A 25,248-nucleotide genomic window follows, 5' to 3' on the forward strand; every position below is an offset into this window, starting at 1 on the left:
ATAGTCTGGCTTAACGCAGGCCAAGCAAGGCATTGATTTGTTGTTGGTCAACCGGCGCACCGGCAAAATCATCAAACACTTTATCGGTGACGTTGATGATGTGGTCACGAATAAAGGCGGCACCTTCACGTGCGCCATCCTGCGGATGTTTCAGGCAACACTCCCACTCCAGCGTCGCCCATCCGGCGTATCCATGCTGGGTCAGCCGCGAGAAAATCCCTTTGAAATCCACCTGACCGTCCCCCAACGAGCGAAAACGCCCGGCACGATCGGCCCATGACTGATAGCCGCCGTAAATACCCTGCCGTCCGGTCGGGTTGAACTCGGCGTCCTTGACGTGGAACATGCGGATGAAGTCCTTATAAATATCGATGTAATCCAGATAGTTCAGCTGTTGCAGCACGAAGTGACTCGGGTCGAACAGGATCTGGCAGCGCGGGTGGCCCCCGACGCGCTGATGGAACATTTCGAAGGTCACACCGTCGTGCAGGTCTTCACTGGGGTGAATTTCATAACACAGATTTACCCCCTGCTCGTCGCAGGCATTGAGCACCGGCAGCCAACGTTTGGCCAGTTCATCGAATGCCGTTTCGATCAGCCCCGCCGGACGCTGCGGAAATGGGAACAAATAGGGCCAGGCCAACGAACCGGAAAAGGTGCCCATCTCACTCAGCCCCAGCCGTGCAGAGGCTTTGGCGGCCAACAGCAGTTGCTGGTGCGCCCACTCGCCACGAGCCTGCGGGTTGCCATGCAGTTCCGGCGGCGCAAAGCTGTCGCACAGTGGGTCATAGGCCGGATGCACCGCCATCAACTGGCCAAAAATATGGGTCGTCAGTTCACTGACCACCAGCCCGTGCTCTGCCAGCATGCCGACCAGATCGTCGCAATAGGTTTGGCTTTCTGCGGCGGTGGCCAAATCAAACAGGCGACGGTCCCACGCTGGGATTTGCAGCGCTTTAAAACCGGTTTTTTCCGCCCAGTGGGCGATAGCCGGCAGACTGTTAAAGGGGGCGGCATCGTCACTGAACTGTGCCAGATGCAGGCTTGGACCTTTCATGGTTTTCATCCTAAACTCCTATTGGTTGTTGATTGACAAACAATAGGCTTAAATGAATATATCAGCAAGCGAATTTTAAAAACTCGTTGGTATTACAGTGGATTTAAGCGATCCTGTTTCACAGAGCAACAGGTTAACAGGAGCAGAGGAATGGCAGGCAGACCGCGCGAATTCGACCGCGAACAGGCGTTACTGAAAGCACGCGACCTATTCTGGCGTCAGGGATATGAAGGCACTTCACTGTCGGATTTGGTCGCCGAACTGGGCATTGCCTCCGCACGTATCTATAAGGCGTTTGGCTCGAAAGAGTTACTGTTCCGCGAAGCGGTGGCCAGCTACGAAAGTCATGAGGGCGGCTTTGCCGATCGCGCATTCAGCGAGGAAAGCAGCATTCGCGTGGCGATAAAACGCTTGTTGAACGACGCGGTGATGCTCTACAGCCGCACGGACCTGCCGCAAGGCTGCATGGTGGTTTCTTCCGCCGCCAGCGTCAGTGACGAAAACAGCAGCATCAAAGACTGGTTGGCAGAGCACCGCCTGCTGCGCACCCAGGGGATTATTGACCAACTGCGTGCCGCTGTAGCCACAGGAGAATTACCGCCACAGACCGATGCTGATGCCCTCGGTGACTATTTTGCCGCCTTCCTGCACGGTCTGTCGGTGCAGGCGCGCGATGGCGTCAGCCGCGCCCGGTTAGAAGCCGCGGTCAGGATTGCACTATTGGCGTTGGAAAGCGGCGGTTAATCATTCCGGCAAATCAAATATCACCAGGGTGCCGTGACTACCTGCAAGCACCCGGTGAGGCACACCGGCCGCGGCCTGATACAGTTGCCCGGCATTCACCCTAATCTCTTCGCCCTGCACTTCAATCCGTAGTTGCCCGGAGATCACCAGTAATCCTTCGTGATAGTCATGAACTTCATCGGCAATCTCACGCTGATCCATCCGCAATACTTTGATATTGGCTGGGCCGACGCGCCCAAGCACGCTGGATCGCCAGGCCTGCGGTAAATCGGCGGCCAACGCAGTAAGATCGAATAATGACATAAGGCTTCATCCGTAAGCAGCACCATCGCTGCCACGGCAATTTACCTTTTCATTCGCCGACGGCTAAATAACCATTGATTTTAACCTATAGCCAAACGGCTCACACCGGCACCCGGCGGCTGATTTCCACCACCTGGTCGCTCGGCAAATAGTAGTAATCCGTCACGTGCATACCGTTACGCACCATCAGCGAAAAAATGTTGCGTTGCCAGGCCGGCAATCTGTCATTGGCTTCACGGCGCACCACGCTTTCATGCCCCAGATAATAGGTGGCATCACCAAAGTTCAACCCGGTCTTTTGCGCCTCGGCATGCTGCAACAAGCGGGGAATATGGGGGCGCTCCATAAAGCCATAGCTCGCCACGCCACACCAAAATCCTGGCGACTGTTGTCGCATTACCAACCGTTCAGCGTTTGCCACCCGGGGCTCGTTAACAATCATGATATGCAGCGCCAGCACATTGGCATGCAGCGACCCGTTACGCTTGACGTGCCATTTCATCACCGGCGGCGTGCCGCTCAGGGTTCGGGTAAGAAAGATTGCGGTGCCCGGAACCCGGGGGATATTCTGCTGCTCGAGCTGGGCCAAAAAATCCGCCAGCGGCAGACTCTTTTCGCCCAGCGTACGGGAAGCCGCGATCACCCCGCGATGCCAGATCAACATCACGCCATACACCAGGGTGGCCAGCAGCAGCGGAACATACCCGCCCTGCATCACTTTACTGAGGTTGGCCAGCAAGAAGCTGAGATCGACGATAAAGAAACTACCGGCCACCAGCAGGCTGGCAATCGTTCCCCAGCGCCACACCTCACGCATCGCCACAAACAGCAACCCGGTCGTCATGATCATGGTGAGCGAAACCGCAATGCCGTAAGCGGCGGCCAAGTTATCGGAGGATTTGAAGAACACGGTCAGAAATACCGTCACCGCCATCAGCAACCAGTTGATGGCACCGATGTAAATTTGCCCATAACTCTCTTCGGTGGTCTGTTTGACTCGCAGGCGTGGCAACCAACCCAGTTGGATCGCCTGGCGGGTCATGGAAAAGGCCCCGCTGATGATCGCCTGACTGGCGATGATGGTGGCCAGGGTCGCCAAAATCACCAGCGGAATTTGCAGCACCGGCGGACACAGGCGGAAAAAGATATTTTGGGTGACGTCAGCACCGGAGAGGATCAGTGCGGCCTGCCCGGCATAGTTCAGTAACAGACTGGGAAAAACAATGCCAAACCAGGCGAGCCAAATCGGTTTTTTACCGAAATGCCCCATGTCAGCGTACAGCGCTTCTGCCCCGGTCACGCAGAGGAAAACGCCGCCCAACACCAGGAAGCTGGTTAGCCCGTTAGAGAAGAGGAATCGGATGCCGTACAGCGGGTTCAACGCCATCAAGACGGCCGGATGCTGAATAATGCCCCAGATGCCCAGAGCGGCGATAGAAAAGAACCACAGTGCCATGATCGGCCCGAAAACCCTGCCGATGCGCGCGGTGCCCAACGGCTGAATGGCGAACAGGCTGATCAGGATCACCACCGCCGCCGGCAAGATATAAGGCTGCGATTCGGGCAACACGATGTTCAACCCTTCCAGTGCCGACAGCACCGAGATCGCCGGGGTGATGGCCCCATCGCCGTAGATCAGCGCCGCACCGAACAGACCGGCAAACACTACCATTGGCCGGATTTTTTTCTTGCTGACCAACAGTGACATCAGCGCCATGATGCCACCTTCGCCACGGTTATCGATACGCATGGCGAACATGGCGTATTTGAGCGAGGTGACAATCACCAGCGTCCAGAAAATCAGCGACAGCAGGCCGAGGATCACCGGCGGGGACGGCGCATCACCGGAAAGAAACAGCACGGTTTTCAGGGTATACAGCGGGCTGGTGCCAATATCGCCAAACACCACCCCCAGTGCGCCGCCGGCCAGCAGCGGCAGGCTCATTTTGGGCGTCTTTTCCGGTTCGTTCCCTGTGCTCATTGAGAGCTCCTGACCAAGCCATTAGGATAAAACCAGCATAGTCAATTCAGGCAGTTAGCGTGAGTCCTTTATTGGCCCATTGCACTCAGGCCCCGGCCTCTTTGAGTAACCAGCGTTGCAGGTTCAGTCCCTCCGGCGACAGTTCAGTGTCCTGCCTTACGCACAGGTAATAATCTCGGCCGTCATCAATCGCCAGATCAAACAGTTTAATCAATTCGCCACTGCTGAGATAAGGCGCGATCAACGGCTCACGCATCAGGGCGCAGCCCAAACCCGCCTGTACCGCCGCCAACGTCAGCAAGCCATCTTCAAACATCGGGCCGGTACTGCGCAGCGGCCGCCGGACTCCGGCCAACTGAAACCATTGCATCCAGGTGGTGCGTTCTTCGTCATGCAGCAGCGGCAGTGGCGAAAGCTGATCCGGCGTGTCCAACAACCCGTGCAACTTGATAAACCCCCGGCTGCATACCGGTACCATTTTGCCGGACATCAGTTTTTCGCTGCGATAACCGGTCCATTGCCCGGCGCCAAAACGAATCGAAATATCGGCGGCGTCACTGAGGTAATTACGGTGGTTGGCGTACACCACATTGATGTCGATATCCGGGTTCTCGCGCAAAAATCCGTGCAAACGCGGAATAAACCAGCCCATGCCGAACAGCGGGATCAGGCTGATTGTGACCTGCCGGGAAGCCGATTGCTCGCGCACCTGCTCGGTCGCCTGACGCAATACGTTAAACGCCGAGCGGATCGAGCGGTAATAATCCCGTCCTTCGTTACGCAAGATCAGGTTACGGCCCTGCCGCTCGGTCAGCGGCATTTGCAGAAAGGCCTCCAACGTTTTGAGCTGATGACTGACCGCCGACGGGGATATCGCCAGCTCTTTGGCAGCAGCGGTAATGCTGCCCAGACGGGCGATAGCCTCAAACGCCCGCACTGCACGCAGCGGTGGATCGTTAGGCAACGATGTGACGCATTGTTCTGTTTTTTTCATATGTTGACTATTTTGGCTAAATATCGGTGACGGTTTAAAATTAATATACAAATAAATCAATAAATTAAAAACACACATTTTTTGTATAAGAAATTATATTTCCGTATTTTACAATTTTCTTTAACTCTCTACTCTGAGCTTCCTGAATCATTATTTTTCGGGACTCTCCCTATGGATACGCTGGTACAGCAGACCGTCAACGGACTGATGCTCGGTAGCATTTATGCGTTGATCGCCCTGGGTTACACCATGGTGTACGGCATTCTGCGTATTATCAATTTTGCCCACGGCGATGTGCTGATGGTCGGCGCGCTGAGCGCCCTGTCCACCCTCGGCGTGTTGCAACATCATTTCCCTGGCCTATCACCCTACATCATGCTGTTGCTGGCGGCGCTGGTTGCCATGACGGTCTGCGCGCTGGTGTCGATGAGCATTGAACGGCTGGCCTACCGCCGCCTGCGGAATGCCCCGCGTCTGGCACCGCTGATCAGCGGGATTGGCGTATCGCTACTGCTGCAAACACTGGCGATGCTGATCTGGTCGCGTAACCCGTTAATGTTCCCGCAACTGCTGCCAATGTCACCTATCGCCCTGACCCAGGGTAGCGCCGAACACGCGCCCGCTGTGATCACCGGCACCGGTATCGCCACGCTGGTGGTCGCGGTGCTGGTGATGGCCGGGTTGCTGTTGCTGGTCGAGCACTCGCGCTTTGGCCGCGCCATGCGTGCCACGGCAGAAAACCCGCAGGTCGCCGGCCTGATGGGCATCGATCCCAACCGTATCATCATTCTGACCTTTGCCCTTGGTGGCGCACTGGCGGCCGTGGCGGGCATCATGATGGCCAGCAACTATGGCAATGCCGGTTTCTCCATGGGCTTCTTGCCGGGCATCAAGGCCTTTACTGCTGCCGTACTGGGCGGTATCGGCAACCTGCGCGGTGCAATGCTCGGCGGATTATTGCTGGGGTTGTTTGAAGCGCTGGGCACCGGTTATCTCGGCGAACTGACCGGCGGCACCTTCGGCAGTAACTATCAGGACGTATTTGCCTTCCTGATATTGATTGCCGTGTTGGTATTGCGCCCATCCGGGCTGTTGGGCGAACGCGTCGCCACCCGCGCCTGAGGACACGAGATGACTATTCTGACCGAGACTCTGCACACCGCCTCCCCGCATCGCGCCAGACTTGGCGTAGCTCTGTTTATGCTCGGCCTGCTGCTGGCCCCCTGGGTGGCCGGATCCGTCGGCGGTAACTATTGGGTACGGGTGATCGACTTCGCGCTGCTGTATCTGATGCTGGCACTGGGTCTGAACATTGTGGTCGGCCTTACCGGCCTGCTGGACATGGGATTTATCGCTTTTTACGCGGTCGGCGCCTATCTGACCGCACTGCTTTCATCACCGCACCTCACTCAGCAATTTCCGCTGCTGTTGCAGTGGTTCCCGGAGGGGCTGCATCTGTCGATTCTGTTGTTGATCCCACTGGCCGCGTTGCTGGCCGCGTTGTGCGGCATTCTGCTGGGAGCGCCCACGCTGCGGCTGCGTGGGGACTATCTGGCGATCGTCACGCTGGGCTTCGGTGAGATCGTGCGTATTTTGATGCGTAACCTGGACCGCCCGCTCAACATCACCAACGGCCCAAAGGGGATTTCCGCTATCGATCCGGTCACGCTGTTCGGCCTGAAGTTTTCCGGTATGCATTCGTGGTTCGGCATCCGTTTTTCATCCCTGTATCTCTATTACTACCTGTTCGCCGCCCTGCTGTTGCTGATCCTGTTTATCTGCCTGCGCCTGCAGCATTCGCGGGTTGGCCGCGCCTGGACCGCTATCCGCGAAGATGAAGACGCGGCACGGGCGATGGGCATCAACACCCGTAACTTCAAACTGCTGGCTTTCGCCATCGGTGCCACCTTTGGCGGTGTCGCCGGTGCACTGTTTGCGGCGTTTCAGGGCTTTGTCTCACCGGAATCCTTCACCCTGCAAGAGTCGATTGCCGTATTGGCGATGGTGGTGTTGGGCGGTATGGGCCACATACCCGGCGTGATCCTCGGCGCATTGCTGCTGGCTGCCCTGCCAGAACTGCTGCGCAGCACCATGGGCCCCCTGCAACAGGCGCTATTCGGTCAGGTGTGGATTGACCCCGAGATTATTCGCCAACTGTTCTATGGGCTGGCACTGATCCTGGTGATGCTGTATCGCCCGGCGGGCCTGTGGCCGGCACGTCATCAACCGGGAGCCGCCTCATGACGCCACTTCTCACACTCAGTCACGTCAGTAAAAACTTTGGTGGGCTAACCGCGGTGGATGACGTCAGCATCAGTATTCGTCAGGGCGAGATCTACGGGTTGATCGGCCCAAATGGTGCGGGCAAAACCACCTGTTTCAACCTGATCACCGGCCTGTATCGCGCCGACAGCGGCGAGTTTCGCCTGCAGGATCGTCGCTACAAGCCGCAGGCCATCGACAAGGTGGCACAGGCCGGTATCGCCCGCACCTTCCAGAACCTGCGGTTGTTTAATGAAATGAGCGTCCTGGAAAACGTGATGGTCGGTTGCCATCTGCGCACCCGCAACGGTCTGTGGGCGGCAATTTCACGCCATCGGCGCGCCCGCGAGGAAGAACACGCCACGCGGGAGAAATCTCACGCGCTGCTGGAATACGTCGGCATTAGTCAGTTCGCCCATTACCGCGCCGGCGATCTTTCCTATGGCCACCAGCGCCGGTTGGAAATCGCCCGAGCCTTGGCCACCGAACCTAAATTACTGGCGCTGGATGAACCGGCAGCCGGCATGAACGCCGCCGAGAAGGTGGCGCTACGCGAGCTACTGCAACGTATCCGCGAGAGTGGCAAAACCCTGTTGTTGATCGAACACGACGTCAAGCTGGTGATGGGACTGTGCGATCGCCTGACGGTGCTCGACTACGGCAAGGTGATCGCCGAAGGCGAACCGGCACAGGTACGGCGTGAACCGGCGGTGATCCGCGCTTATCTGGGAGGGTCGGCTCATGTCTGAACCCTTATTGACAGTCAAACAGTTAAAAGTGTCTTACGGTGGTATTCATGCGGTTAAAGGCATCGATTTCACGGTAAACAGCGGCGAACAGGTGACCTTGATCGGTGCCAACGGTGCAGGCAAAACTTCCAGCCTGCGTGCGCTAACCGGCCTACAACCGTTCGAAGGGGAAATCCTGTTCGACGGGCGCTCTATTCGCGGTATGCCACCGCATCGCTTATTGCAACAGGGCCTGGTGATGGTCCCGGAAGGACGCGGTATTTTCGCCCGTATGACAGTGCGGGAAAACCTGCAGCTTGGTGCTTATTCACGCCGTGACAAACCGGCTGTACGCCAGGATCTGGAACAGGTTTGTACTCTTTTTCCGCGTCTGCGTGAACGGCTACAACAGCAGGCCGGGCTTCTCTCCGGCGGTGAACAGCAGATGGTGGCCATCGGTCGGGCGTTACTCAGCCGTCCGCGCCTGTTGGTGCTGGATGAGCCTTCGATGGGGTTGGCACCGATCGTGGTTGAAGCCATTTTTGAGGTCATCAAAAACCTTTCTCGTGACGGTGTCACGCTACTATTGGTGGAACAAAATGCCCGACTGGCACTGGCATCCACTGACCGTGCCTATGTATTGGACAGCGGCAGTCTGAGCCACTGTGGCCGCTCTGCCGACATGCTGGATGATGAAAAAATCAAACAAGCCTATTTGGGCGAATAACCGTTTTTACTTTTAATCACTCCGGGAGTTTTACATGAACAAGATAACTCGCTTGAAGCCGTTGGCGCTGGCCGCCGCTATTCTGACCAGCCTGGGCGCGGCATCGCCGGTTCTGGCCGATGAAACTATTCTGATCGGGCTGGCAGGCCCGTTGACCGGCCCTTCCGCCCGTATTGGCAAGGATTTGGAGAATGGCGCGCAATTGGCGATCGCCGATGCTAATGCCCAGAAACCGATGCTGAAAGGCAAGCCGGTCACCTTTAAACTGCTGTCCGAAGACGATCAGTCCGATCCGCGTACCGCCGTTGCGGTAGCCCAACGCCTGGTGGACGAAGGTGTCGCCGGCGTGGTCGGGCACTGGAATACCGGCACCAGCATTCCGGCGGCCCGCATTTACCACGACGCCGGTATTGCTCAGGTCGCACCGGTCGCCACCGGCCACGGCTATACTCAGCAAGGGTTCGATACCAGCTTCCGCGTGATGGGCCATGATGATGACGGCGGTAATTATGCCGGTGAATATGCGGTCAAGGTACTGAAAGCCAAACGCATTGCGGTGATTGACGATCGCACCGCGTTCGGCCAGGGGCTGGCGGATGAGTTTATCAAGTCACTGGCGGCTCAGGGCGTCCAACCGGTCGCGCGCGAGTATGTCGACGACAAGACCGTTGATTTCAGTGCGGTGCTGACTACCCTGCGCAGCAAGAACGCCGATCTGATCTTCTTCGGCGGTGTGGACTCGCAGGCCGCCCCGCTGGCCCGCCGCATCAAACAACTGGGGATGAACACCCAACTGATGGGCGCCGGCGGTTTTGTCAGCCAGACTTTCCTGACGCTGGCACAGAAAGAAGGTGATGGCGTGGTGGCACTGGAGCCGGGCCTGCCGCTGGAACAGATGCCGGGCGGCAAGGCTTTTGAGCAGGCCTACCGTGACCGCTACAAAACCCATATCGAACTGCATGCGCCGTTCGCCTACGACGCCACCCGGGTATTGATTGCCGCCATCGAGCAGGCGGGGTCCGCCGATCCGGCCGATTATCTGCCCAAGCTGCGCGCCATTCATTATCAGGGCGTCACCGGCAGCATTGCATTCGACGCACAAGGCAACCTGCAACAGCCGAGCTTCACCCTTTACCGGGTGGTTGACGGCAAATGGCAGCCGCAAAGCGTACTGGGCGGCGCAAAAGCACCATAACCATCCGCAAGGCAATGAGGAGCAAGGCAATGAGCGAAGCAAAAAACGAATTGGGTATTCTGGCCCGGCGCCGCATAGAGGCGGAAATCATCAAGCCAATCTACCAAATCCTGGTGCGTGAGATCGGCAAAGAGCGAGCGCAGGCGGTGATAGGCGAAGCCATCGAAAAAGCGGCCATTGAAGCCGGTAAAAATTTTGCCGCGCAGGAGCCGAATGGCGCTGATTTGCAGAGTTTCGCCGCCTTGCAATACCTGTGGGAAAAAGACGATGCGCTGCAGGTGAAGGTGATCAACCAGGACCCGCAGCATTTCGACTATAACGTCACCCGCTGCCGTTATGCCGAGATGTACCACCAGATGGGACTGGGCGAAATCGGCCACCTGCTGTCCTGTGCCCGCGACAGCCAGTTTATCGTCGGCTATGCGCCGGATGTCGAACTGCAGCGCACCCAGACCATTATGTCCGGCGCGTCCTGCTGCGATTTCCGCTACACCGCCAAATCGCAGGGGGAGAAAAAATGACGCATCAGGTAAATGGCGAACGCCTGTGGCAAAGCCTGCTCGACATGGCCCGGTTCGGCGCCATCCCGAAAGACGGCGTCACCCGCCTGGCGTTGAGCGAAGAAGACCGTCAGGCACGCGACCAATTGCGTGACTGGGCGAAGGAAGCCGGTTGCAGCGTGCGGGTTGATCGCATGGGCAATATGTTTCTGCGCCGTGAGGGGACTCGCCCGGAGTTGGCACCGGTGATCACCGGTTCTCACGTTGACTCCCAACCCAACGGCGGCCGTTTCGACGGGATTTATGGCGTGCTGGCCGGTCTGGAAGTGATCCGCACCCTTAACGATCGCCAGATCGCCACCGAGCGAGCGATGGAAGTGGTCAACTGGACCAACGAGGAAGGCGCACGTTTCGCCCCGGCGATGATTTCCTCCGGGGTGTTTGCCGGAGTGTTCGACCTGGCTTACGGCCTGTCGCGCAGCGATGCACAAGGCATCAGTCTCGGTGAGGCGTTGCAGCACATTGGCTACGCCGGTGAACACCCGGTGGGTGGCATGCCGATCCACGCCGCCTTTGAGCTGCATATTGAGCAAGGCCCGATCCTCGAGGCGGAAAACATTGAGATTGGCGTAGTGACTACCGCGCAAGGTCAACGCTGGTATGAACTGGAAATCACCGGTTTTAGCGCCCATGCCGGCACAACGCCGATGGATCGCCGTCGTGACGCTCTGCTCGGTTTCGCCACTCTGGTTATGGCAGTCAATACCATCGGCAAGAATTTCATGCCGGACGCACGAGCCACCGTGGGTATGGCTCAAATTACGCCCAATTCACGCAACGTGGTCCCAGGCAAAGTGTTCTTCAGCATTGAGTTCCGTCACCCGCAAGAGGTGGTGCTGGAACAGATGGAACAACAGCTGTTGGCGGCGGTGGCCGAGGTCGGCACCCAGGGGCTGAGCGCCAGTGCCGAGCGCATCTTCCAGTATCAACCCATACGCTTTGATCAGGGCTGTATCGACAGTGTCCGCCAGGCAGCACTGGCGCTGGGCTATTCGCACCGCGATATGGTTTCCGGTGCCGGGCACGACGCCTGCTACCTGAGTCGGGTGGCACCTACGGCGATGATTTTCATTCCCTGCGTGGAGGGTATCAGCCACAACGAACTGGAAAATATCTCGCCTGCGTGGGCGACCGCCGGGGCCAACGTGTTGCTTAACGCGTTGCTGGCGCAAACCCGCGCCTGATCCCGCAGCCCCGGTGTATCGGCCGGGGCCTGGAAAAAAATATTCAACAAACTGGTTGAATATTAGCCCACCTGTTCTATATTCAACCATATGGTTAAATTATCTTCCTCACAGCTGGACGCCATTTTTCGTGCACTTTCCGACCCGACGCGGCGCGCGATACTGCGTACCCTGGCCGGTGGTGAGCACAGCATTGGTGAACTGGCTGCGCCGCTGCAAATGTCATTTGCCGGCGCTTCCAAGCATATCAAGGCACTGGAGCTTGCTGGGCTGGTGCAGCGTACCGTGCAAGGAAGAAACCATATCTGCCGGCTTGAACCCGAGCCAATGGCACAGGCCATGCAATGGCTGAAAACCTACGAGCATTTCTGGACAGAGCGGCTGGACGCGTTGGAAATAGCGCTGCTGCAGCCCGAACCGCATCCTCCCAAGGAGTGAACTATGAACGACTACGGCATGATTATTGAAACCGGCACGCTGCGCATTCAGCGGCTGCTGCCCGGCCCGATCGAACGGGTCTGGGCCTATCTGACGGAATCCGACAAACGCGCCACCTGGCTGGCCGCCGGCGACATGAAGCTGGAGAACGGTGCCCAGGTTGAGCTGGTGTTTCGCAATTCCGATCTGACCGGCGAGCATGAAGCCACACCGGCCAAATATAAAAACCTTGGCTGCAGCGTCAGCAATATCGGACATATCACCTGCCTGTTCCCGCCGCGGCTGCTGAGTTTTACCTGGGCGGAACAGGGGCAGAACCGTCCTTCCGAGGTGACCTTCGAGCTGACCGAACAGGGTAACGCCGTACTGCTGACGGTCACCCACCGTCGCCTGGCCAACCGTGACGAAATGCTCAGCGTGGCCGGTGGCTGGCACACCCATCTGGATATCCTGGTCGATCGCCTGCACGATCGTCAGCCACAGCCGTTCTGGAGCACCCACGCCAAGCTGGAGGAAGAGTACCGGGCCAGACTGTAATCAGCCCTCATCCCGGCGTCTGAAGGCCAGATAGCCGGTCACCAGCGTAAAGCCACCGACCAGCAACACCAACAGGATAAAACCGTGGTGATTGCTGGCCAGTGGGATCCCGCCCACGTTCATCCCGAAGAAACCGGCAACGATATTGATCGGCAGCGCCAGGACGGTGATCACCGTCAGGGTGTACAGCGTGCGGTTGTTCTGCTCCATCTGCTTGGCGCCGATCTCCTCTTGTAACAGACGAATGCGCTCGGTCAGGCTGGCAAGGTCGTTCAACACCACGGTGAACTCTTCAGTGAACTGGCGCAGATCCTGAACGACGTCGCGGCTCAACCAGGTCGGCGGGCGATTCAACAGGCGAAACAGTGCCGCCGGTTCCGGTGCCAGCAGGCGTTGAAAGCGCAACAACATACGCCGCATGCGCCCCAGTTCGGTACGGTTACGCTTCACATGGCTGCTCAACAGGCGATCTTCAATGGTGTCGACATACTGGTTGGCCTGCCGCACTACCTGCTCCAGAACTTCTTCCTGTTCTTCCAGCAAATGTGCCAGCAACTCGGTAGACGACGCCAGTTGCAACGGCCCCAGCCGCCCCAACAGCCGTTCAATCAAACGCAGCGGCTTGTGCCGTGCCGTGACCACCAACCCGCTGCGACAATATAGCCACAGCGTCGCGATCTCCGGGCTGTTCTCTTTGGGATGAAAAATCACGTCGTTGAGAACGGCGAACAGGTCATCTCCCTGACGCTCAATGCGGGTGGTATGGGAACCGTGGCGGATCTCGTCGAAGAAAAAGTCGGAAATTGCAAAGTGGTTTTTCAGCCATTTTTCCGCGGCCGCATGGTTCAAATTGAGATGCAACCAGATAAAACCCTCACCCGGCAACAGCGCCTGACAGGCCTGGCAAGCCTGCTGCGAAGACACCCGCTGCGGCGGCTCGGCCGTACGGAACACGTGGCCGTAAATCAGCCCGGTAACCTCATCATCAAAATCAAGTTTGTGTAATTTTTCCGCAACCGTTTGAGCCATAAACCTTTATCCTGAATAACCACACCCATTAATTAATCGGCTTCCGCCTTTATATCAACCTTTAAATGCCAATGTTAATTATTTTCACTTTTCCCGATGATTAATATTAGCGTCATAAAAAAGTCACATTATTTCCCAATACTTTGATGGCAACAGCGTACCGCAGCGTCAGTATTCTAATGAAGTCTATCGGGAAGGTCCTTTATGAGCGATAACAGCGCCGTTCAGGCGGGTGTGCCATCCGCGTCCAGTCTGCCAAAGATCTACCAAAAGAACAGTCGACTCACTGTTCTTTTTTTTGTTTTTTTATTAGTTCTGGGGATAGCTTTTGCCGGAGTGAATTTATTTAACGACGTCAGCGATGCCGGTGCGGTATATACCAGTTATCTGCCGTTCCTGTTATTGGGGTTAGCGTTATTGATTGCGTTGGGCTTTGAATTTGTTAATGGTTTTCACGATACCGCCAATGCGGTGGCCACCGTTATTTATACCCATTCATTGTCGCCGATGGTGGCCGTAGTCTGGTCAGGGTTCTTTAACTTTCTCGGCGTATTGCTCTCCAGCGGCGTGGTCGCATTCGGTATCATTTCGCTGCTGCCCGTCGAGTTGATCTTACAGGCCGGCACCGGCAACGGTTTCGCCATGGTCTACGCCCTGCTGTTTTCGGCGATTATCTGGAACCTCGGCACCTGGTGGCTCGGGTTGCCTGCGTCGTCGTCTCATACTCTGATTGGATCAATCATCGGCGTTGGCGTGGCCAATGCCCTGATCCACGGGCGCACCGGCACCAGCGGTGTCGACTGGGGCCAGGCGATTAAGGTGGGTTACGCACTGCTGCTTTCACCGGTGATCGGCTTTGTGTTTGCCGCCCTGCTGTTACTGGCGCTGAAAGTCTTTGTCAAAAATCGCCAGTTGTATACCGCCCCCAAGAATGACTCGCCGCCGCCGCTGTGGATCCGCGGTTTGCTGATCCTCACCTGTACCGGAGTTTCCTTTGCCCATGGCTCCAACGACGGACAAAAAGGCATGGGGCTGATCATGCTGATCCTGGTCGGCACCATGCCCATCGCCTACGCGCTCAACCGTTCAATGCCGCCAGAACAAATCCCACGTGTAGCGGCGTTGGCGGAAGTCACCAAAAACCAATTGCTAAGCCAGTTCCCGGCGGTCAGCCAGGCACAGCCCCGTGAGGTGCTGACCGGGTATGTACGCACCAATGAACTGACGCCAGAAGTGGTGCCCGCGCTGGCGCAACTGACCGGTGCCATCGGTGACCAGGTTCGTCAGTACGGTTCGGTCGATAAAATCCCCGCGCAGGCGGTTTCCAACACCCGTAACGATATGTATCTGGCATCGGAAGTCATTAAACACCTGAAGTCTGAAAAACAGCTGCAAATATCCGCTGACTCGCAGCGCAATCTGGATGCCCTGAAAAGCGATCTGGACAGCGCCACCCGCTTTATCCCGTTCTGGGTCAAGGTGGTGGTGGCGATTGCTCTCGGGCTGGGCACCATGGTCGGTTGGCGGCGCATCGTGGTCACCGTCGGTGAGAAGATCGGCAAAAGTCACCTGACCTATGCCCAGGGCGCCAGCGCCGAACTGGTGGCAATGACCACTATTGGCGCCGCGGACATCTTCGGATTACCGGTCTCCACCACTCACGTTCTGTCATCCGGTATCGCCGGCACCATGGCGGCCAACCGCTCCGGTCTGCAAATGTCTACCCTGCGTAATCTGCTGATGGCCTGGGTATTGACGCTGCCGGCCTCGGTGCTGCTTTCCGCCGGGCTGTACTGGATCTTCAACCATTTCTAAAACCGGGCTAACACGGAGAATTAATTATGGCTATGCATGAATTTGACCGCGACGAGAGTTTCAATCAGCGTCTGTTGCAGGAGTTCTACGACAGTTACGACGAAGAGCTGGAGATGGAACTGGACGACCTGCGCTTTGACGACAGCGAAGTGGACAGCGACCAGAAGAAAGCCTGGCGCAAACAGTATTTCCGCGAGCTACTGCGGCTGCAGGGTGAGCTGGTCAAACTACAGGACTGGGTGATGCGCACCGGCCACCGGCTGGTGATCATTTTTGAAGGTCGTGACGCCGCCGGCAAAGGTGGCGTGATCAAACGTATCACTCAACGCCTGAACCCACGCACCTGCCGCGTGGCCGCGTTGCCGGCACCGAACGATCGCGAACGCACCCAGTGGTATTTTCAACGCTTTATCGCCCACCTGCCGGCGGCGGGTGAAATGGTGCTGTTCGATCGCAGCTGGTACAACCGCGCCGGGGTGGAAAAAGTGATGGGCTTTTGCAATGACGAGGAATATGAAGAGTTTTTCCGTAGCGTGCCTGAGTTCGAGAAAATGCTGACGCGCAGCGGCATTCAAATCGTCAAATACTGGTTCTCGATCACCGACGATGAGCAGGAGCTGCGTTTTCTCAGCCGCATCCACGATCCGTTAAAGCAATGGAAGCTCAGCCCGATGGATTTGGAGAGCCGCCGCCGCTGGGAAGACTACACGGAAGCCAAGGAAATCATGTTAGCGCGCACTAACATTCCGGAAGCGCCATGGTGGGTGGTTCAGGGGGTCGACAAGAAAAAGGCGCGTTTGAACTGCATCAGCCATCTGCTGGAACAGCTGCCCTATGAAGAGGCGGAAGGCAATGTGATCACCCTGCCACCGCGCAAACGCAGCCCGGATTACAACCGCCATCCGGTGCCAGACACCATGGTAGTACCTGAAGTGTATTGATTTACCCAGGGAGGCGGAACACCGCTTCCCTGCCTTTTGCCCGCAATAACGTCACCGCTGGATTCTCATCCCGTTACAACGCCACCCTATTTTCTCCACATTTGCTGTGCAGACTCTTGCTGATATTCATTCACCTGTCAGGACACAGTCACGGTCGCCATGTCTTTATTTAATGCCCTTATTCGTCGCCTCCACCCCCGTCGCTTCGGCGCCATTCTGGTTCTCTTTCTGTTGTTGGTTACGTCTGCCGCGCAGGCCACTGCACCGCTGGCGCTGCACTCGACATCGGTGTTGGTAGTCAATCAACGCACCGGCAAAACGCTGTATCAGAAACAGGCCAATCGCGTGCAACCCATCGCCTCGCTAACCAAGCTGATGACCGCCATGGTCGCTCTGGACAGCAAACGCCCATTGGGCAACAGGATGCAGGTCACCCCCGCCGACCGGGATTTACTGAAAAAAACTCACTCACGTCTGACCATCGGTTCCACCCTTAGCCGTCGCGATATGCTGCACATCGCACTGATGTCGTCGGAGAATCGCGCCGCGTCGGCACTGAGCCGCAACTATCCCGGTGGTCGCAAAGCCTTTGTAGCGAAAATGAATCAAAAAGCGCGCGCTATCGGCATGAAACATGCGCGCTTCTACGATCCGACCGGGCTGACACCGCGCAACGTCGCCAGTGCCAATGACCTGCTGAAAATGGTTAACCACGCCTACCGCTATCAGACCATCCGTCGTTTCAGTACCGACAAACAGCAAATCGTGCGTCCTGGCCGCGGTCAATTGGTCTACCGTAGCTCCAACGGTCTGATCAATAATCCCGCCTGGAAAATCCAGTTGCAAAAAACCGGTTTCACCGACGAAGCCGGCCACTGTCTGGTGATGCGTACCCTGATCAACGGGCAACCGGTGGTGATGATCCTGCTCGGATCAAAGCAGCGTTATGGCCACTATAAAGACGCCATTCGCCTGAAGGCCTGGCTGGAATCCTGATCTGATTCGGGCGCGTCAATCACGCGCCCGTTTACCATTCTGAGCATATCTAAATCCGTTTTTTATCAATGGAATATCCTATCCAAAATCAGTATTAAGCCTGTTGGATTGGGCATGCTATTTGTCATGGATAATTGATGATAAAGGAGCAGGAAAATGGCTTATGCCCTGAGCGTGTTGGAAAAAAGTCCGATTGCCGAAGGAGAAACTGCCGCCCAGGCGCTGACGCGTACGCTGCATTTGGCGCAGCAGGCGGAAATTTGGGGCTATCGTCGTTTCTGGCTGGCCGAGCATCACAATACCGCGCAGTTGGCTTGCCCTTCGCCCGAAGTGTTGATCGCCTATTTGCTCGGACAAACCTCCCGTATCCGTATCGGATCCGGCGGCGTCATGCTGCAACACTACAGCGCTTACAAGGTGGCGGAAAACTTCAATCTGCTGGCGACGCTGGCACCGGGTCGGGTCGATCTGGGGGTGGGCAAAGCGCCCGGCGGGCTACCGCTCTCCACCCAGGCACTGCAGGCCGCCCACGATCAACAGAATAAGCCGGACTTCCCGCAACAGCTGGCTCAACTCAATGCCTACCTGAATGATGACGCGCAACCCGGCCTGAGTGCCACACCGCAACCAGTCCAGCCCGCACAGCGCTTCCTGCTGGGGGCCAGCAGCGAAAGTGCCCAACTGGCTGCCGAACACGGCTGGGCCTTTGTGTTTGCCGCACAGCTCAATGGCAATCCGGACGATATTCAGCACGCGTTGGCACATTACTCTGAGCAGAGCGGTGGACGTAAAGCTCTGCTGGCGGTCGCGGTGATCGTCGCCGATACGACCGAACAGGCCCAGGCTTTGGCGGCCGGGATCCAGCAATACCGGGTGCATGTGGCCGGAGGACAAAGCGTGACGGTCGGCAGCCTGGAGCAGGCAGAGAGTTATGTTCAGCAGGCCGGGGCCACCGATTACCGCATCGAACCACGTGAAAGCCATATTTTGCTTGGTACCGCGCAGCAGGTGCGCAGTCAGTTAGACCAATTACACCGGCAATATGGCGTGGAAGAGTTTGTGATCGATACGCCGATCAGCGCTCCCGCTGCCCGCCTGGCCTCTTTGCAACTGCTGGCGCAGGCCTGATCAGTTCACTACCGCGCCCGAGCCTATAGCGACCGCCAGATCCTGCGCCAGTGTCTCCAACTGTGCCGGGATCAGGTTAGCCAGACTGACACGGATCGCCGGGCCGCTTTTCAGGCGGAACGGCTCGCCGCCCTGCACCAGCCAGCCGCGCTGTGCCATGATTTGGCCAGCGGCGGCTTCCGAACGCACCGGCAGCCAGATATGTACCCCTTCCCCTGCTGGCAATGGCGCACCGGTCAACGCCTGCAACCGTTCCGCCAACGCATCGCGCCGCTGTTGATAAGCTTGCTGCGCGCGAACCAGCAAACCATCGCGCTGCGCCTGCGTCCATAACTTGACGGCAATTTGCTGCAGGATATGACTGACCCAACGTTCACGAATGTATTGATCGGCACGCATCGCCTGTAGCAATTGCGGCTTGCCGCAGGCCAGCGCAATACGTAGATCCGGGCTGAGGAATTTACTCACCGACAGCACATACAGGCCATTGTCGGCAGTACAGGGCAAATGCAGCGGTTGTTGCGACAGCGGCCCCCAGAAGTCATCGACGATCGCCAGACAGCCCGGGTTTTGCGCCAGAAACTCACGCCAGTGATTGGCGCGGGCCGCGCTAAGCGACATGCCGGTTGGGTTCTGCGCACGCGGTGTCAGGATCACTGCGCAACCCTGCTGGCCGGCGTCTTTCTCCGGCAATCGACACCCTTGCTCATCCACCAGCAACGGCAAGGGTTTGAGACGAAGATGCCGCAGCAGCGTCAGTAACGGCGGCCAGCAGGGATCTTCCACCCACACCGACGCCCCCGGTGCCGCATGGCTGCGCAGCGCCTTTTCGATGGCGTCCAGCGCACCCGAAAACACCGCTGTCTCACCCAGAATCGCACCCTGTTGGCTCAACCAGTCACCGGCAAGCTGACACAAAGCCGGTAAATCACCGCTAACGTCATAGCCATTCTGCTGCGGGAAGATGTCATCCACACTCATTGACAGTGCCGGTAGCAAAGCCCCATCCAGGTTGCCGCTGGCCAAATCACGCATGCCCTCGGGCACTTGACGGATATGGCGCGCCGCCATCAGGGGTTGCTCAAGCACCTGCGTACCCGCACGCCCGCGGGTGGCGACCAAACCGGCATCCCGCAGCTTGGCATACGCACTGGCGACAGTATTGGGATTGACTCCCAATTCGCCCGCCAGTTGACGCACCGGTGGTAACAGGTCCCCCGCCTGCAAATCCCCCTGTTTGATCTGCGTGCTGATCTGCTCAGCAATCTGGACAGCGCTGCCGCCTTGTGCATACAATGAACCCATACATAAAACCTTTTTGTATTAGTTCAAAACAGATTACCTGTTTCGAATGGAAAAGTTAAGGGGTAAAAATGGAAAAACATTACGTGCTCGATATTCAACACGGCGGGAAAGCGTTTGCCCGTTTGCAAATGTTCACCCCCTGGGCTGCCGACCAACTGCAGCAGGCTCAGGCGCTGTTCCCTGCCGAGCAGGGCTACCAATTGCACATCAGCCAGGTCAAAGAGCGTCGGATAGTTTATCAAAGCGGCATCAACGGCATCACCATCCTCGGCGATACGCTGGAACTGGAAGCTTATCCCCACAGCACAGAGGTACAGCAATGAAAAAAGTTGTCGCTATCAGGCATGTCAATTTTGAAAACCTCGGTATTCTGGGTTCACTGCTCTCACTGCGGGGCTATCAGATTGATTACTACGATGCCGGCCGTGACGATATCCGGGCCATCGATAATGAGGAGACCGACCTGCTGGTGGTGCTAGGCGGACCAATCAGCGCTGCGCAGCATTTTGCCGGCCAGCAGCATTACCCGTTTCTCAACGACGAATTAGCACTGGTGACACAACGACTCCAGCAAAAACGGCCTACGCTAGGCATCTGTCTTGGCGCACAGGTGATGGCTCAGGCTTTGGGTGCCGATGTTATTTCGCTGGGTGTCAAAGAGATCGGTTTCGAACCCTTGACGTTGGCAGAGAATGAAGACTCCGTGTTGGCGCCCCTGGGGACAACGCCGGTACTGCATTGGCACGGCGATATGTTTATGATCCCAGAGGGCGCGACCTGCCTGGCCGGTACCGAAGTGTGCCCTAATCAGGCATTTGAATATCAGGATTTCGCGCTTGGGCTACAGTTCCATCTGGAAGCCGATCATCACGATCTGGAACGCTGGCTGGTTGGCCATGCCTGCGAGCTGGAGTTGGCCGGTATCCTGCCGCAGCGCCTGCGTCAACAGGCCGCTCGTTACGGCACAGAATTAGAACAGCGCGCCCGCCAGGTATTTGCGCGGTGGCTGGATAAAATCGAACCAAGGAAGTTATAGATGCAGCAAGTTTCTCAATTACAGCCACCGCAGATTGATGTGATCAGCATTCAATCGCAGGTGGTTTACGGCAGCGTCGGCAATGGTATCGCCTATCGCACCCTGTTGAAAAAGGGGCTGGAAGTGCTACAGGTACCCAGCGTACTGTTCGGTTGCCCGCCCTATTACGGCGCACCCAGCGGCGGCGTGATCCCTGCCGAGTGGTTCAGCGGCTTTCTGGAAGATTTACTGACTCGCGGCGTGATGAAACGCACCCGGGCGGTGATCGTCGGTTATCTGGGCGATGTCGGCCAGTGCCACATGCTGGACAGCTGGCTGCGACGCGTACGCGCTATCAACCCGCAAATAAAAATCTATATCGATCCGGTAATGGGCGATTACGGTGAAGGCGTGTATGTGGATAAGCGCATCGTCAGTTGCTATCGCTCCCCCTTCCTGCAGTTGGCCAATGGTCTGACCCCTAACGGTTTCGAACTGGAGCAGCTTTGCGGGCATCCTCTGACCAGCCTGGAACAAACACAGCATGCCGCACAGGCATTATTGAATGACACCACCGAGTGGGTCCTGGTGACCAGTGCACCTGGCGTGGCAGAAAACGACGATCAGGTTGGGCTACTGCTGGTCAGTCGCAGTCAGGTGCAAAGCTATACCCATCCTAAAATTCAATCGAAGGTTAAAGGCACCGGGGACATGTTTGCCGCGTTGCTGGTCAGCCACCTGCTGCACGGTGAAAGCCTCAATGACGCGATTGTCTCGGCCAGCGGCGAGGTCTGCGATGTGCTGACTGAAGCGGAGCATTTCGGTTGGGAGGAAATTGGCAGCCTGCGTGCCTTGAAATAGGCCGGGATGATGGGGCAGCCTGCTGCCCCTCTGGTGACTATTTAACGTTTTTTCTTTTTATTAAAATCCAATTCGAACGCAAACACCGCGCTCTGAATTTTTCTTTCCATCGCCAGGCCCAGTTTCATAAAGCGGCACGACAGACGCGAGAAACGCACCAGTTGGTCGTCGTCATCCAGCTCCTGGTCTTCGTTGATCACCACCAGTTCCATATTAACCTTGAAACTGCCGTAGCTGCCAAAATCCAACAACGCCTTTTTGAACTGGAATCCAGGCTGAAGATTTTCCGGCAGCGGACCGTCAACGCGCAAACCAACACCACCCGCAGAAAGATCGTGGATCCTCAACTGATACTCGCTACCGTCGGCGTATTCGCCGCTGCAGAGAAACTCACGCCAGTGGGGGGTTGTCACGCGAAACTGACGGCGGCGCTGGATGTACACCAGTTCCTTTGGCAGGCGGGTTGAACAGGCATTAACGCCCTGATGGTTGGTAAATTCAGCCTGACCTACGGAGAATTCGATCTTTGCGTCATGGCTTTCAATCACAATGGTACATTCACCGTCGACCGTCGTGTCCGCCTCATCGCCGCTGAACACAATATTATCCGGCCCGACGCTCAACAGCAGACTTTGAAACTGCTGTTGGTCATTGACAACCTTCAGTGGCGTGCGCTGTTTACAAATCTCACGCAGTATCGCCAGTACCTCAAAACGCTCCTGCTTGATAAACAATCCGTTATCATTCTGCTCCACTCGTCGCTCCTGACTCTTCCCAATGACGCTTTACACGTTCCTTACAGTTATCATCACTGGGAATATTCCTAAAGTCAAATTTGCCAACGATGCCAGGCCTGTGGCAGCAGTCTGGCGAAGCGTTCCGCCCAGGCTTGCTGACCCTGTTGATCGGCAATCAAATCCTGGCGGATCTCAATGCCAACGTAGGGAAGCTCCCGCCGCTCGGCGTGCACCGGCAGGGTGTAATCCGTTGCATCGGTCATGGCGTAAGGCTCGTTAACGCCGACCTGCAAATCCCCTTCCTCCCGCAGCAGCTCTGCCAGCAGCAATGCAAACTCCGGCTGGCGGTTAAACAGCAGCCCCACCTGCCACGGCCGCTCGTTGCCTTTGAATACCGGGGTGAAGCTGTGCATGGCGATAATCGCCGTCGGCAGCCCGTTGCGCTGGCGTTGATCCAGATTGTCGGTTATCGCCTGGTGATAAGGCCTAAAAATCTCATGCTCGCGCGCCTGCGCATGTCTGGCATCAATACCGACATTCCCGGGGATCGGCGTCAATTCTGACAGTGACGGGATCGAACTGGCGATGCCGGGCGTGCGGTTACAGTCAATGACCAAACGTGAGTAACGCTGATGAATCAGCGTAGTGTCCAGTTGACGGCTGAGATAGCGCGAAACGTTTAATGCGCCGATGTCCCAACCAATGTGACGGTCGATTTCACCGGGTGGCAGACCCAAATTGCCCAACTGCTGCGGTATCGCCTGACCGGCGTGATCGCACAGCAATAAAAAGGGCGCGACGCCCCTGGGCGTTTCAATCGCCACGGCGGCGGGATCTTCGGCGGATAATAAAGACGAGACAAACGACTGTGGCATGCAAGACTCCGGCGGAGGAACAAAGCCTTATCTTAGGCTAAATCCCACCGCCGACGCCAAGCTTCGGGTTAGATCAAAAATGCATGAATGAGAAGCCGATCATTCTATGCAGGCATCCTGCGGCTGGTGCACCGCAATATACCGTTGGAACCGTGCGGGTTTAAGCCGGGTGAGATCAACCAGCACCAGGCCGTCAATGCAGTTATTGAAGGCCGGATCGGTGCCGAAATCAATAAACTGCACCCCGCCCGGCTCACACAGCTCGGTATATTGTTTATACAGCGTCGGGATCGAGCAGCCGATGTTGCTCAACAGGCTTTTCAGCCGAACCAGATCTTCCTGATAGTTATCGCCGGCAAACTGCGCCAACACCTGCGGCAGCGAGGCCGGATAAGGCTGACGCGACTGCGCCAACGCATGATTTGGCGAGAAATACAGCCGGTAGAAGGCAATCAACAGGTCACGCGCCGTCACCGGCATACCGCCGGAAATGGAAACCGGACCAAACAGATAGCGATACTGCGGGTATTTTGCCAGATATGCGCCAATGCCTAACCACAGATAGTCCAGCCCACGCTTGCCCCAGTAAGCCGGTTGAATAAAACTGCGTCCCAGTTCGATACCCTGCGCCAGGATCGGGGCCATCTCGCGGTCATAATGGAACAGGCTGTTACTGTAGATACTTTCCAGCCCCTTGCGCTCCAACTGCTCGGCGGTAGGAATAAAACGATAGGCACCGACAATTTCCAGTTCCTCGGCATCCCACAGTACCAGGTGGTAATAGTCGTCGTCATAGCTGTCCAAATCACGACGGCGGCCAGATCCTTCACCCACCGCACGGAAGGCAATCTCACGCAGACGACCGAGTTCACGCAGGATAGGCGCACGCGCCTCACCCTGACGGCGATACAGGAAGATAATTTTTCCGTCCGGAGTGACCCCAAGACGTTCACAGTTTGCCAGCGCCTTTTTCAGTTCCAATCGGTCCTCTGGCAGGGCGATAGGCGATTCACTGGCGAACAGCCCTTCCTTACCCTGGCCCAGACGATAAACATGGCGACGGAAGCGTTCGGCCAGATCTTTGGCACTGGTGTGCCCGTCATGCCAGTTAGTAAAGGGAATACGGCCACCCACGCGGATTTTGATGCGTCCGCCCTGCTGCTGGAACATTTCGCGCACCAGCAATAGTGTGGACAAGGGTCGGTAAACCAGCGAGGTGAAATAGAACAGGTTGCTGTTACGTGCACTGATGTGGATCGGCACAATCGGCGCTCGCGCCTTGGCCGCCAGGCGTAAGAATCCTGTATGCCAATGGCCGTCACGAATGCCTTTCGGGCTCATGCGTGACACCTCCCCGGCGGGGAACAGGATCAGCGCGCCCTGCTTATCCAACTGCGCCTGCATGCCTTCAATTTGCTTGCGGTTGGTCTTGTTGCCCACGTTGTCCACCGGTACAAACAGGTTGCGCAGCGGTTCTATGTAGGTCAACAGTTGGCTGGCGACCACTTTGACATCCGGTCTTACCGCCGCCACCGCACGCAGCAGCACCAGGCCGTCCAGCGAACCGATCGGGTGGTTAGCCACCAGCACCACCGGCCCCTGGCTCGGGATGTTTTCCAAATCGCCATCGACCAATTCACAGCTGAGGTTGAAGTAGTCCACCACCTGTTCGATCAGATCCAGCCCCTTCAGGTGCGGATAATCGGCGGCAAACTGTTTGAATTCTTTTTCGAAGAGTAAAGTTCTCAGCAGGCTACGCTGCCAGGCAGGGGTCTTGCGGTGTGGAAATGCATCATGCAACAGAGAGTCCAAGCTAAACATCGCGTTATCTCCTGG

The 25,248-nt window shown here is 57.0% G+C and carries 26 protein-coding genes; 17 read left to right on the plus strand and 9 right to left on the minus strand.

The annotated features are described in order from the left end of the window. Nucleotides 1-10: 10 nt before the first annotated feature. On the minus strand, nt 11-1,066 hold the full coding sequence (locus NHG65_RS13555; RefSeq protein WP_099062967.1) for a sugar phosphate isomerase/epimerase family protein: 1,056 nt from the start codon (nt 1,064-1,066) through the stop codon (nt 11-13). 141 nt (nt 1,067-1,207) lie between these two features. Here NHG65_RS13555 and NHG65_RS13560 point away from each other — a divergent pair, with 141 nt between their 5' ends. Then, a complete protein-coding gene (locus NHG65_RS13560; RefSeq protein ID WP_099062966.1) occupies nt 1,208-1,801 on the plus strand; it encodes a TetR/AcrR family transcriptional regulator in 594 nt (197 codons plus the stop codon). On the opposite strand, the gene NHG65_RS13565 is transcribed toward NHG65_RS13560, so the two are convergent. The 3 genes from NHG65_RS13565 to NHG65_RS13575 all read right to left on the minus strand — a co-directional run bounded on the left by NHG65_RS13565 (nt 1,802) and on the right by NHG65_RS13575 (nt 5,079). Continuing rightward, nucleotides 1,802-2,104 carry a cupin domain-containing protein gene (locus tag NHG65_RS13565; RefSeq protein WP_099062965.1) on the minus strand — a complete coding sequence of 101 codons (303 nt, stop codon included), beginning with the start codon at nt 2,102-2,104 and terminating at the stop codon, nt 1,802-1,804. A gap of 100 nt (nt 2,105-2,204) precedes the next feature. Beyond that, nucleotides 2,205-4,085 carry a potassium transporter Kup gene (locus NHG65_RS13570; RefSeq protein ID WP_099062964.1) on the minus strand — a complete coding sequence of 627 codons (1,881 nt, stop codon included), beginning with the start codon at nt 4,083-4,085 and terminating at the stop codon, nt 2,205-2,207. An 85-nt stretch (nt 4,086-4,170) separates the two neighbouring features. Further along, a complete protein-coding gene (locus NHG65_RS13575; protein ID WP_369804752.1) occupies nt 4,171-5,079 on the minus strand; it encodes a LysR substrate-binding domain-containing protein in 909 nt (302 codons plus the stop codon). A gap of 171 nt (nt 5,080-5,250) precedes the next feature. Here NHG65_RS13575 and NHG65_RS13580 point away from each other — a divergent pair, with 171 nt between their 5' ends. The 9 genes from NHG65_RS13580 to NHG65_RS13620 all read left to right on the plus strand — a co-directional run bounded on the left by NHG65_RS13580 (nt 5,251) and on the right by NHG65_RS13620 (nt 12,710). Then, nucleotides 5,251-6,201, plus strand: a complete 951-nt coding sequence (locus tag NHG65_RS13580; RefSeq protein WP_085116918.1) for a branched-chain amino acid ABC transporter permease — start codon at nt 5,251-5,253, stop codon at nt 6,199-6,201. A gap of 9 nt (nt 6,202-6,210) precedes the next feature. After that, nucleotides 6,211-7,323 (plus strand): ABC transporter permease subunit, encoded by a 1,113-nt coding sequence (locus NHG65_RS13585; protein WP_085116919.1) that lies wholly within the window; start codon nt 6,211-6,213, stop codon nt 7,321-7,323. Then, nucleotides 7,320-8,090, plus strand: a complete 771-nt coding sequence (locus NHG65_RS13590) for an ABC transporter ATP-binding protein (RefSeq protein WP_085116920.1) — start codon at nt 7,320-7,322, stop codon at nt 8,088-8,090. Before NHG65_RS13585 ends, NHG65_RS13590 begins: the two co-directional genes overlap by 4 nt. Continuing rightward, nucleotides 8,083-8,796, plus strand: coding sequence for an ABC transporter ATP-binding protein (locus NHG65_RS13595; protein ID WP_207976639.1), 714 nt, complete (start codon nt 8,083-8,085; stop codon nt 8,794-8,796). The genes NHG65_RS13590 and NHG65_RS13595 overlap by 8 nt, the downstream gene beginning before the upstream one ends. Nucleotides 8,797-8,830: 34 nt before the next feature. Beyond that, nucleotides 8,831-9,991 (plus strand): branched-chain amino acid ABC transporter substrate-binding protein, encoded by a 1,161-nt coding sequence (locus tag NHG65_RS13600; protein WP_261417387.1) that lies wholly within the window; start codon nt 8,831-8,833, stop codon nt 9,989-9,991. Between the two features lie 29 nt (nt 9,992-10,020). Beyond that, nucleotides 10,021-10,512 (plus strand): L-2-amino-thiazoline-4-carboxylic acid hydrolase, encoded by a 492-nt coding sequence (locus tag NHG65_RS13605; RefSeq protein WP_499182303.1) that lies wholly within the window; start codon nt 10,021-10,023, stop codon nt 10,510-10,512. Further along, nucleotides 10,509-11,735 carry a Zn-dependent hydrolase gene (locus NHG65_RS13610; RefSeq protein WP_413481459.1) on the plus strand — a complete coding sequence of 409 codons (1,227 nt, stop codon included), beginning with the start codon at nt 10,509-10,511 and terminating at the stop codon, nt 11,733-11,735. Before NHG65_RS13605 ends, NHG65_RS13610 begins: the two co-directional genes overlap by 4 nt. Before the next feature lie 90 nt (nt 11,736-11,825). Continuing rightward, the gene (locus NHG65_RS13615; RefSeq protein ID WP_099062958.1) at nt 11,826-12,173 is read left to right on the plus strand and encodes an ArsR/SmtB family transcription factor; all 348 of its coding nucleotides are present in this window, start codon (nt 11,826-11,828) and stop codon (nt 12,171-12,173) included. A 3-nt stretch (nt 12,174-12,176) separates the two neighbouring features. Then, nucleotides 12,177-12,710, plus strand: coding sequence for an SRPBCC family protein (locus NHG65_RS13620; RefSeq protein WP_099062957.1), 534 nt, complete (start codon nt 12,177-12,179; stop codon nt 12,708-12,710). Here the strand turns inward: NHG65_RS13620 and NHG65_RS13625 are convergent, their stop codons facing one another. Further along, complete coding sequence (locus NHG65_RS13625) at nt 12,711-13,739, minus strand: transporter (RefSeq protein ID WP_099062956.1); 1,029 nt, start codon at nt 13,737-13,739, stop codon at nt 12,711-12,713. A 204-nt stretch (nt 13,740-13,943) separates the two neighbouring features. On the opposite strand from NHG65_RS13625, the gene NHG65_RS13630 reads away from it, so the two are divergent. The 4 genes from NHG65_RS13630 to NHG65_RS13645 all read left to right on the plus strand — a co-directional run bounded on the left by NHG65_RS13630 (nt 13,944) and on the right by NHG65_RS13645 (nt 18,619). Continuing rightward, entirely contained in the window at nt 13,944-15,554 is a 1,611-nt protein-coding gene (locus NHG65_RS13630; RefSeq protein ID WP_219016337.1) for an inorganic phosphate transporter, read from the plus strand. Nucleotides 15,555-15,580: 26 nt separating this feature from the next. Continuing rightward, nucleotides 15,581-16,495: a polyphosphate kinase 2 gene (ppk2, locus tag NHG65_RS13635; protein ID WP_099062954.1), complete on the plus strand. Its 915-nt coding sequence runs from the start codon at nt 15,581-15,583 to the stop codon at nt 16,493-16,495. Nucleotides 16,496-16,654: 159 nt separating this feature from the next. Continuing rightward, a complete protein-coding gene (gene pbpG / locus NHG65_RS13640; protein ID WP_099062953.1) occupies nt 16,655-17,491 on the plus strand; it encodes a D-alanyl-D-alanine endopeptidase in 837 nt (278 codons plus the stop codon). A 156-nt stretch (nt 17,492-17,647) separates the two neighbouring features. Beyond that, nucleotides 17,648-18,619: an LLM class flavin-dependent oxidoreductase gene (locus NHG65_RS13645; RefSeq protein WP_499182304.1), complete on the plus strand. Its 972-nt coding sequence runs from the start codon at nt 17,648-17,650 to the stop codon at nt 18,617-18,619. Here NHG65_RS13645 and NHG65_RS13650 read toward each other — a convergent pair whose 3' ends face one another. Then, on the minus strand, nt 18,620-19,924 hold the full coding sequence (locus tag NHG65_RS13650; protein WP_499182305.1) for an aminotransferase class I/II-fold pyridoxal phosphate-dependent enzyme: 1,305 nt from the start codon (nt 19,922-19,924) through the stop codon (nt 18,620-18,622). Between the two features lie 68 nt (nt 19,925-19,992). Here NHG65_RS13650 and NHG65_RS13655 point away from each other — a divergent pair, with 68 nt between their 5' ends. Genes NHG65_RS13655 through pdxY form a run of 3 tightly spaced genes read left to right on the plus strand, consistent with a single transcriptional unit; the run spans nt 19,993 to nt 21,800 of the window. Continuing rightward, nucleotides 19,993-20,247 carry a hypothetical protein gene (locus NHG65_RS13655; protein WP_099062950.1) on the plus strand — a complete coding sequence of 85 codons (255 nt, stop codon included), beginning with the start codon at nt 19,993-19,995 and terminating at the stop codon, nt 20,245-20,247. Next, nucleotides 20,244-20,960, plus strand: coding sequence for a glutamine amidotransferase (locus tag NHG65_RS13660; RefSeq protein WP_207976625.1), 717 nt, complete (start codon nt 20,244-20,246; stop codon nt 20,958-20,960). The genes NHG65_RS13655 and NHG65_RS13660 overlap by 4 nt, the downstream gene beginning before the upstream one ends. Then, on the plus strand, nt 20,961-21,800 hold the full coding sequence (gene pdxY, locus NHG65_RS13665; RefSeq protein WP_207976623.1) for a pyridoxal kinase: 840 nt from the start codon (nt 20,961-20,963) through the stop codon (nt 21,798-21,800). Between the two features lie 41 nt (nt 21,801-21,841). Here the strand turns inward: pdxY and NHG65_RS13670 are convergent, their stop codons facing one another. The 3 genes from NHG65_RS13670 to olsF all read right to left on the minus strand — a co-directional run bounded on the left by NHG65_RS13670 (nt 21,842) and on the right by olsF (nt 25,233). Next, complete coding sequence (locus NHG65_RS13670; protein ID WP_099062947.1) at nt 21,842-22,555, minus strand: flagellar brake protein; 714 nt, start codon at nt 22,553-22,555, stop codon at nt 21,842-21,844. 74 nt (nt 22,556-22,629) lie between these two features. Then, nucleotides 22,630-23,412, minus strand: coding sequence for an N-formylglutamate amidohydrolase (locus NHG65_RS13675; RefSeq protein ID WP_219016348.1), 783 nt, complete (start codon nt 23,410-23,412; stop codon nt 22,630-22,632). A gap of 99 nt (nt 23,413-23,511) precedes the next feature. Continuing rightward, a complete protein-coding gene (gene olsF, locus NHG65_RS13680; RefSeq protein ID WP_099062946.1) occupies nt 23,512-25,233 on the minus strand; it encodes an ornithine lipid synthase OlsF in 1,722 nt (573 codons plus the stop codon). Nucleotides 25,234-25,248 lie beyond the last annotated feature (15 nt).

Origin of the sequence: Serratia myotis, assembly GCF_027474885.1 — a bacterium.
GTDB lineage: Bacteria > Pseudomonadota > Gammaproteobacteria > Enterobacterales > Enterobacteriaceae > Serratia > Serratia proteamaculans.

Excerpts from the sequence above, each read along its gene's own strand:
- NHG65_RS13575 (WP_369804752.1), bottom strand. The coding sequence starts at position 5,079 with ATGAAAAAAACAGAACAATGCGTCACATCGTTGCCTAACGATCCACCG.
- NHG65_RS13605 (WP_499182303.1), top strand. The coding sequence starts at position 10,021 with ATGAGCGAAGCAAAAAACGAATTGGGTATTCTGGCCCGGCGCCGCATA.
- NHG65_RS13600 (WP_261417387.1), top strand. The coding sequence starts at position 8,831 with ATGAACAAGATAACTCGCTTGAAGCCGTTGGCGCTGGCCGCCGCTATT.
- ppk2 (WP_099062954.1), top strand. The coding sequence starts at position 15,581 with ATGGCTATGCATGAATTTGACCGCGACGAGAGTTTCAATCAGCGTCTG.
- NHG65_RS13630 (WP_219016337.1), top strand. The coding sequence starts at position 13,944 with ATGAGCGATAACAGCGCCGTTCAGGCGGGTGTGCCATCCGCGTCCAGT.
- NHG65_RS13655 (WP_099062950.1), top strand. The coding sequence starts at position 19,993 with ATGGAAAAACATTACGTGCTCGATATTCAACACGGCGGGAAAGCGTTT.
- NHG65_RS13580 (WP_085116918.1), top strand. The coding sequence starts at position 5,251 with ATGGATACGCTGGTACAGCAGACCGTCAACGGACTGATGCTCGGTAGC.
- NHG65_RS13615 (WP_099062958.1), top strand. The coding sequence starts at position 11,826 with ATGGTTAAATTATCTTCCTCACAGCTGGACGCCATTTTTCGTGCACTT.
- pdxY (WP_207976623.1), top strand. The coding sequence starts at position 20,961 with ATGCAGCAAGTTTCTCAATTACAGCCACCGCAGATTGATGTGATCAGC.
- NHG65_RS13595 (WP_207976639.1), top strand. The coding sequence starts at position 8,083 with ATGTCTGAACCCTTATTGACAGTCAAACAGTTAAAAGTGTCTTACGGT.
- NHG65_RS13660 (WP_207976625.1), top strand. The coding sequence starts at position 20,244 with ATGAAAAAAGTTGTCGCTATCAGGCATGTCAATTTTGAAAACCTCGGT.
- NHG65_RS13675 (WP_219016348.1), bottom strand. The coding sequence starts at position 23,412 with ATGCCACAGTCGTTTGTCTCGTCTTTATTATCCGCCGAAGATCCCGCC.
- NHG65_RS13565 (WP_099062965.1), bottom strand. The coding sequence starts at position 2,104 with ATGTCATTATTCGATCTTACTGCGTTGGCCGCCGATTTACCGCAGGCC.
- NHG65_RS13620 (WP_099062957.1), top strand. The coding sequence starts at position 12,177 with ATGAACGACTACGGCATGATTATTGAAACCGGCACGCTGCGCATTCAG.
- olsF (WP_099062946.1), bottom strand. The coding sequence starts at position 25,233 with ATGTTTAGCTTGGACTCTCTGTTGCATGATGCATTTCCACACCGCAAG.
- NHG65_RS13590 (WP_085116920.1), top strand. The coding sequence starts at position 7,320 with ATGACGCCACTTCTCACACTCAGTCACGTCAGTAAAAACTTTGGTGGG.
- NHG65_RS13650 (WP_499182305.1), bottom strand. The coding sequence starts at position 19,924 with ATGGGTTCATTGTATGCACAAGGCGGCAGCGCTGTCCAGATTGCTGAG.
- NHG65_RS13560 (WP_099062966.1), top strand. The coding sequence starts at position 1,208 with ATGGCAGGCAGACCGCGCGAATTCGACCGCGAACAGGCGTTACTGAAA.
- NHG65_RS13645 (WP_499182304.1), top strand. The coding sequence starts at position 17,648 with ATGGCTTATGCCCTGAGCGTGTTGGAAAAAAGTCCGATTGCCGAAGGA.
- NHG65_RS13610 (WP_413481459.1), top strand. The coding sequence starts at position 10,509 with ATGACGCATCAGGTAAATGGCGAACGCCTGTGGCAAAGCCTGCTCGAC.
- NHG65_RS13625 (WP_099062956.1), bottom strand. The coding sequence starts at position 13,739 with ATGGCTCAAACGGTTGCGGAAAAATTACACAAACTTGATTTTGATGAT.
- NHG65_RS13585 (WP_085116919.1), top strand. The coding sequence starts at position 6,211 with ATGACTATTCTGACCGAGACTCTGCACACCGCCTCCCCGCATCGCGCC.
- NHG65_RS13555 (WP_099062967.1), bottom strand. The coding sequence starts at position 1,066 with ATGAAAACCATGAAAGGTCCAAGCCTGCATCTGGCACAGTTCAGTGAC.
- NHG65_RS13570 (WP_099062964.1), bottom strand. The coding sequence starts at position 4,085 with ATGAGCACAGGGAACGAACCGGAAAAGACGCCCAAAATGAGCCTGCCG.
- pbpG (WP_099062953.1), top strand. The coding sequence starts at position 16,655 with ATGTCTTTATTTAATGCCCTTATTCGTCGCCTCCACCCCCGTCGCTTC.